General features: G+C 70.7%; 5 protein-coding genes and 1 riboswitch. Of the genes, 3 read left to right on the top strand and 2 right to left on the bottom strand.

Features of this window, described 5'->3' with window-relative positions; genetic code table 11:
- Positions 1 to 71: 71 nt before the first annotated feature.
- Positions 72 to 1,370, bottom strand: coding sequence for an extracellular solute-binding protein (locus tag AC2CJA_RS22240; RefSeq protein WP_484604447.1), 1,299 nt, complete (start codon positions 1,368 to 1,370; stop codon positions 72 to 74).
- Between the two features lie 357 nt (positions 1,371 to 1,727).
- On the opposite strand from AC2CJA_RS22240, the gene AC2CJA_RS22235 reads away from it, so the two are divergent.
- Positions 1,728 to 2,486, top strand: a complete 759-nt coding sequence (locus AC2CJA_RS22235) for a GntR family transcriptional regulator (protein ID WP_484604449.1) — start codon at positions 1,728 to 1,730, stop codon at positions 2,484 to 2,486.
- A 112-nt stretch (positions 2,487 to 2,598) separates the two neighbouring features.
- Here AC2CJA_RS22235 and AC2CJA_RS22230 read toward each other — a convergent pair whose 3' ends face one another.
- Entirely contained in the window at positions 2,599 to 2,769 is a 171-nt protein-coding gene (locus AC2CJA_RS22230) for a hypothetical protein (protein ID WP_484604446.1), read from the bottom strand.
- 61 nt (positions 2,770 to 2,830) lie between these two features.
- A riboswitch (cobalamin riboswitch) is annotated at positions 2,831 to 2,977 on the top strand.
- A 124-nt stretch (positions 2,978 to 3,101) separates the two neighbouring features.
- On the opposite strand from AC2CJA_RS22230, the gene AC2CJA_RS22225 reads away from it, so the two are divergent.
- Together AC2CJA_RS22225 and AC2CJA_RS22220 are read left to right on the top strand one after the other, a co-directional pair.
- Positions 3,102 to 5,543: a ribonucleoside-diphosphate reductase subunit alpha gene (locus AC2CJA_RS22225; RefSeq protein ID WP_484604445.1), complete on the top strand. Its 2,442-nt coding sequence runs from the start codon at positions 3,102 to 3,104 to the stop codon at positions 5,541 to 5,543.
- A gap of 65 nt (positions 5,544 to 5,608) precedes the next feature.
- Entirely contained in the window at positions 5,609 to 6,565 is a 957-nt protein-coding gene (locus AC2CJA_RS22220; protein ID WP_484604448.1) for a ribonucleotide-diphosphate reductase subunit beta, read from the top strand.
- The last annotated feature ends 51 nt before the right edge of the window (positions 6,566 to 6,616 follow it).

Raw genomic sequence — 6,616 nt, 5'->3', positions numbered from 1 at the left:
GGCGGGAGCCGTGAATCGCGGCTCCCGCCTGCCGCAGGGACGGCCGGGGGGTGCGGGCCCCCGGCCGCGGCTCAGACCTCGTTGTTGATCAGCTTGTCGATCTCCTCGTCGGCCTTCTTGGTGGCGTCGGCCACCGAGGTGCCCTTGAGGACGTCCAGCAGCATGTTCTCCAGCACGTTCTGGCTCTCGATCGCGGTCCAGCCGGGGGCGATCGGGGTGAACCAGGCGTCCGGCACCGCGTTGGCGATCGGAGCGGTCTCCGGCTTCTCCTTCAGCGGCTCGAGCTGCTTGGTGTTGTTCGGCAGGATGTTCTTGGAGGCCAGGACCTCCATCGACTTCTCGCTGGTGAACAGCGAGATCCACTCCTCGGCGAGGTCCTTCGCCTCCGACTTCTGGATCACCGCGAGGTCGGAGCCGCCGATGAAGGACGGCAGGGCCTCGCCGTTCGGGCCGGGCATGCCGGCGGTGGCGATCTTGCCCTCCAGCTCGGGGTTGCCGTTCTCGCCCCCGAAGACGGAGCCGGCCTCCCAGCCGTTGCCGTAGATCAGGGCGGCCTTCTTGTTCGCCATGACGTTGGCGTGGTCCTGCTCGTCCTTGGTCCGGTCGCCGTTGTTGTACTCGTTGACCAGGCCGATGAAGTGCTCGATGCCCTTGCGCGCCTCGGGGGTGCTCAGGGTGGCCTTCCACTCGCCCTTGCCCTCGTCGTACTCGGCGATCTGGCCGCCGTACGCGGCGACGTAGGACATGGCGGCGTACCAGTAGCGGCCGGGCAGGTAGAGGGGGGAGAAGGCCTTGTCGTCGCCGTACTCCTCCGCGACCTCGTCCAGCGCCTTCTTCAGCTCGTCCTCGGTCTGCGGAAGCTCCTTGGTGCCCGCGCCCTTGTCGAACATCTCCTGGTTGAAGATCGCGACGCGCGCTCCGGCGTAGTAGGGGACGCAGTAGAGCTTGCCCTCGAAGGAACAGGTGTCCTTCAGTCCCTGGATCCAGGTGTCGGAGTTGTCGTACTTCTCCGGGTCGATCTCGCCGAGGGCCCCGTTGAGGATGTAGGTCATGGTCTCGGTGTTGCCGAGCTCGACCACGTCCGGGAACTTGTCGCCGCCCAGCGCGGTGTCGAGCTTCTTGGCCTTGTCGCCCCACTGCTGGTACTGGACCTTGACCTTGACCTTGGGGTACTTCTTCTTGAACTGGGCGTTGACGTCCTTGACCAGCTCGGGCCAGGTGCTCTGGGCATCGTTCATCAGCCAGACGGTGAGCGTCTCGTCGCGCTCTCCGGGAGCCTTGGAGGAGTTGTCCCCGCCGTCCCCGCCGCAGGCGACGAGGCCGGTCATCATCGCCGCGGCACCGATCGCCGCTACGAGCTTGTGCTTCACGTGCTTCTCCTTCGGGATGCCAGAGTCCCCCCGCCCGCCGTCCGAGATTTCCGCTCCCGCCGGATGGCCGCGTCTGCCGTACCGTGCGTGGCGGGCGCCGGGATGCGTCGACATGCGACGAGTACGGCCCGTGGGGCTGGGCTGGCCTGTAGTGGTTTAGACCAGTGCCCGCAGCTTGGCCTAGACCTATATCGCTGTCAACGGTGTATAAAGCTCGCGGTCGCATCCGTTACCGGACCGACATCTGGGCCGGGACGCCCCCGGGGACGGCGGCCGTGCCACGATGTGATCCGCTACGTACGGAGGAAGCCGGTGACGGCACTGGAGAAGTCGAGACACGAGCCGGAAAGGCGCGCGATGCAGAGCGACGGGGCCACGAACAGCGCCGCCGGGCGCACCGCGCGCGTGCCCAAGTACTACCGGCTCAAGCGCCATCTGCTGGAGATGACCGAGACGATGCCCCCGGGCACCCCGGTCCCCCCGGAGCGCACGCTCGCCGGCGAGTTCGACACCTCCCGCACCACCGTGCGCCAGGCACTCCAGGAACTGGTCGTCGAAGGGCGGCTGGAGCGCATCCAGGGCAAGGGCACCTTCGTGGCCAAGCCCAAGGTCGCCCAGGCGCTCCAGCTCACCTCCTACACCGAGGACATGCGGGCCCAGGGCCTGGAACCCGCCTCCCAGCTGCTGGACATCGGCTACGTCAGCGCCGACGACCGGCTCGCCGGACTGCTGGACATCTCCTCCGGGGACCGCGTCCTGCGCATCGAGCGGCTGAGGCTGGCCAGCGGCGAGCCGATGGCCATCGAGACCACGCATCTGTCGCAGAAGCGCTTCCCCGCCCTGCGCCGCAGCCTGGTGAAGTACTCCTCCCTCTACACGGCCCTGGCCGAGGTGTACGACATCCACCTCGCCGAGGCGGAGGAGACCATCGAGACCTCACTGGCCACCCCGCGCGAGGCGGGCCTGCTGGGCACGGACGTCGGCCTGCCGATGCTGATGCTCTCCCGGCACTCGCGCGACACCGAGGGCGAGCCGGTGGAGTGGGTGCGCTCGGTCTACCGCGGCGACCGGTACAAGTTCGTCGCCCGGCTCCAGCGGCCCGGCCGGGGGCGGTGAGCGGGCGCCCGGCCGCCGGCCCGCCGATCCCTCTTCCGCGCCCGTGCGCCCCGCCGGCGGAAAGCCGCTGCGCCACCACGGCCGGGACGCCGCGTGACGACCGTCATGGACATCACCATCCGGGCTGGACATCGCCGTCAGGGCCGCGCACCCGCACGAGTTCGAGACCGTCGGTGAGCTGACGGCCGGGGTGTGTCCCGGGGACGGTCTGCTGGACTTCGGCACCCAGGACCCGTACCTCGCCGTGCCGCGCGACGCCCGGCACCGGGCCGAGGTTCCGCACTCCGCCCGAGGACTCCTGCGACACAACATCTAGGGGTGCTTTCCAGGATTGGCACTAGATGTATGCTCATCTCGCTGTCGCCGCAGGGGAATCCGGTGTGAGTCCGGAGCTGTCCCGCAACGGTGTGCGGCGGGCTGCCCCCGTGTCGTTCGCACGGTCCGGGCCGTGCGCCGCGAGTCCGAGGACCTGCCGACGGTGTTCGTTCACACGTCCGGGCCTCGTGGGTTGGGCCGGCGGACGCGAGTGCGGCGCGCCCTCTTCCGGCCGGGTGTGCCCGTACGCGCCTGTCCCGCCTCCCTCCGGGGCCGCCGGCCCACGAGGGAGAGCACCGAGTGACCATCTCATCAGCGGAGCCCGCCACAGCCTGTGCACCGGCCTCCGTACCGGAGGACGACCGTCCCGGCGCGGCGCTGCTGCGCACCCTGACCGACCTCGCCTCCGACCTGCCCGCCACCGACCCCGGCCGGGTCGCGGCCGCCGCGCTGCGCGGACGCCACCCCGGCGCGGACGAGGAGCAGTTGCGCTCCCTGGCGACCGAGGCCGCGGCCGGCCTCATCGCCGTCGAGCCCGAGTACTCGCGGCTCGCGGCGCGGCTGCTCGCCCCGGCGATCCGCCGGGAAGCCGCCGGGCAGGGCGCGGTGTCGTTCTCGGCCTCGGTGGCGGTCGGCCACCGGCAGGGGCTGATCGCCGACCGCACGGCCGGCTTCGTCGCCGAGCACGCCGGGCGGCTCGACGCGCTGGCCGAGGACGCCCTCGAAGACGGCGCCGACGACCGCTTCGGCTACTTCGGGCTGCGCACGGTCCACTCCCGCTACCTGCTGCGCCACCCGGTGACGCGCGCCGTGATCGAGACCCCGCAGCACTTCCTGCTGCGCGTGGCCTGCGGGCTGGCCGCCGACTCCTCCCGGGAGGCGCTGGAGGAGGTCGCCGAGCTGTACCGGCTCACCAGCACGCTGTCCTACCTCCCCTCCTCCCCCACCCTGTTCAACTCCGGCACCCGCCATCCCCAGATGTCCTCCTGCTACCTGCTGGACTCCCCCCGGGACGAGCTGGACTCGCTCTACGAGCGCTACCACCAGGTCGCCCGCCTGTCCAAGCACGCCGGCGGCATCGGGCTGTCCTTCTCGCGGATCCGCTCGCGCGGCTCGCTGATCCGCGGTACCAACGGCCACTCCGGCGGCATCGTGCCGTTCCTGCGGACCCTTGACGCCTCGGTCGCGGCCGTCAACCAGGGCGGCCGGCGCAAGGGCGCGGCCTGCGTCTATCTGGAGACCTGGCACGCGGACATCGAGGAGTTCCTCGAACTGCGCGACAACACCGGCGAGGACGCCCGCCGCACCCACAACCTCAACATCGCCCACTGGATCCCGGACGAGTTCATGCGCCGGGTCGAGGCGGACGCCGACTGGTCGCTGTTCTCCCCCTGCGACGTCCCCGAACTGGTGGACCTGTGGGGTGAGGGGTTCGACGCCGCCTACCGCCGCGCGGAGGCCGCCGGGCTGGCGGTGCGGGCGATCGCGGCGCGCACCCTCTACGCCCGGATGATGCGCACCCTCGCCCAGACCGGCAACGGCTGGATGACCTTCAAGGACACCGCCAACCGCACGGCCAACCAGACCGCCGAGCCGGGCGGCGTCGTCCACTCCTCCAACCTCTGCACCGAGATCCTGGAGGTCACCGAGGACGGCGAGACGGCCGTGTGCAACCTGGGCTCGGTCAACCTCGCCGCCCATCTGCGCGCCCCCGCCGACGGGGGCCCGCGCCCCGGCGAGGAACTGGACTGGGAGCGGCTGGACGCCACCGTCCGCACCGCCGTCACCTTCCTCGACCGCGTGGTGGACGTCAACTACTACCCGACCGGGCAGGCCGCCGCCTCCAACTCCCGCTGGCGCCCGGTGGGTCTGGGGCTGATGGGTCTGCAGGACGTGTTCTTCCGGCTGCGGCTGCCCTTCGACTCCCCCGGGGCCAGGAGGCTGTCCACCCGGATCTCCGAGCGGATCATGCTCGCCGCCTACGAGGCCTCCGCCGCTCTCGCCGAGCGCCACGGCCCGCATCCGGCCTGGTCCGCGACCCGCGCCGCCCGCGGCGTGCTCCACGTCGACCACTACCCGGACGCGGAGATCACCTGGCCGGAGCGCTGGGCCGCGCTGCGGGAGCGGATCGCGGCCGCGGGCCTGCGCAACTCACTGCTGCTGGCGATCGCTCCGACCGCGACGATCGCCTCGATCGCGGGCGTCCACGAGTGCGTCGAGCCGCAGGTCTCCAACCTCTTCAAGCGCGAGACGCTCAGCGGCGAGTTCCTCCAGGTGAACCCGTACCTGGTGGCGGACCTCAAGCGGCTGGGCCGGTGGGACGAGCGCACCCGCGAGGCGCTGCGCGAGGCCGGCGGCTCGGTGGCCGGTCTGCCCGGTATCCCCGCGGAGGTCCGCGCGCTGTACCGCACGGCGTGGGAGATCCCGCAGCGCGCCCTGATCGACATGGCCGCGGACCGCACCCCGTTCCTGGACCAGAGCCAGTCGCTCAACCTGTTCATGGCGTCGCCGACCATCGGCCGGCTCAGCTCGATGTACGCCTACGCCTGGAAGCGCGGCCTGAAGACCACGTACTACCTGCGCTCGCGCCCCGCGACCCGGATCGCACGGGCGGCGGGCGGCGCGTCCGCGGCCGTTCCCGCCCCGATCACCCAAGCCCCCGCCCCTGCGGAACGGGGAGCGCCGGCCGCCGACGCCGCCTGCTCCCTGGAGAACCCCGAGTCCTGTGAGGCATGCCAGTGACCACCACCCAGAACCCGGCTTCCCGGAACCTGCTGGACCCGGGCTTCGAGCTCACCCTGCGGCCGATGCGCTACCCGGCCTTCTACGAGCGCTACCGCGACGCGATCAGGAACACCTGGACGGTGGAGGAGGTGGACCTCCACTCCGATGTGGCCGATCTCGCGAAGCTCTCCCCCGGAGAGCAGCACCTGATCGGACGGCTGGTCGCCTTCTTCGCCACCGGCGACTCGATCGTGGCCAACAACCTGGTACTGACGCTGTACCGGCACATCAACTCACCCGAGGCGCGGCTGTACCTGTCACGGCAGCTGTTCGAGGAGGCCGTGCACGTCCAGTTCTACCTGACCCTGCTGGACACCTACCTGCCCGACCCGGACGAGCGCGCCGCCGCCTTCGCCGCGGTGGAGAACATCGACTCCATCCGGGAGAAGGCGCGGTTCTGCTTCCGCTGGATGGACTCGGTGGAGTCGATCGACCGCCTGGAGAGCCGGGCCGACCGCCGCCGCTTCCTGCTGAACCTGATCTGCTTCGCGGCGTGCATCGAGGGCCTGTTCTTCTACGGCGCCTTCGCCTACGTCTACTGGTTCCGTTCCCGCGGTCTGCTGCACGGGCTGGCCACCGGCACCAACTGGGTCTTCCGCGACGAGTCGATGCACATGTCGTTCGCCTTCGACGTGGTGGACACGGTGCGCCGGGAGGAGCCGGAGCTGTTCGACGACGGGCTGCGGCGGCAGGTCGAGGAGATGCTGGAGGAGGCCGTCGAGGCCGAACTGCAGTTCGCCCGGGACCTGTGCGGCGAGGGCCTGCCGGGGATGAACACCGAGTCGATGCGCGAGTACCTGCGCTGCGTGGCGGACCAGCGGCTGGTCCGGCTGGGCTTCCCCGCCCGCTACGGCGCGTCGAACCCGTTCTCCTTCATGGAGTTGCAGAACGTCCAGGAGCTGACCAACTTCTTCGAGCGCCGCGCCTCGGCCTACCAGGTCGCGGTGGAGGGATCGGTCTCCTTCGACGACGACTTCTGATCCTCCTTCCCCCGAGAGGCGTGTGCCCCGTAACCCCGCGCGGGGTTACGG

This window comes from Streptomyces sp. ATLC9, assembly GCF_057196705.1.
This window is presented reverse-complemented; position numbering and strand designations above follow the sequence as displayed.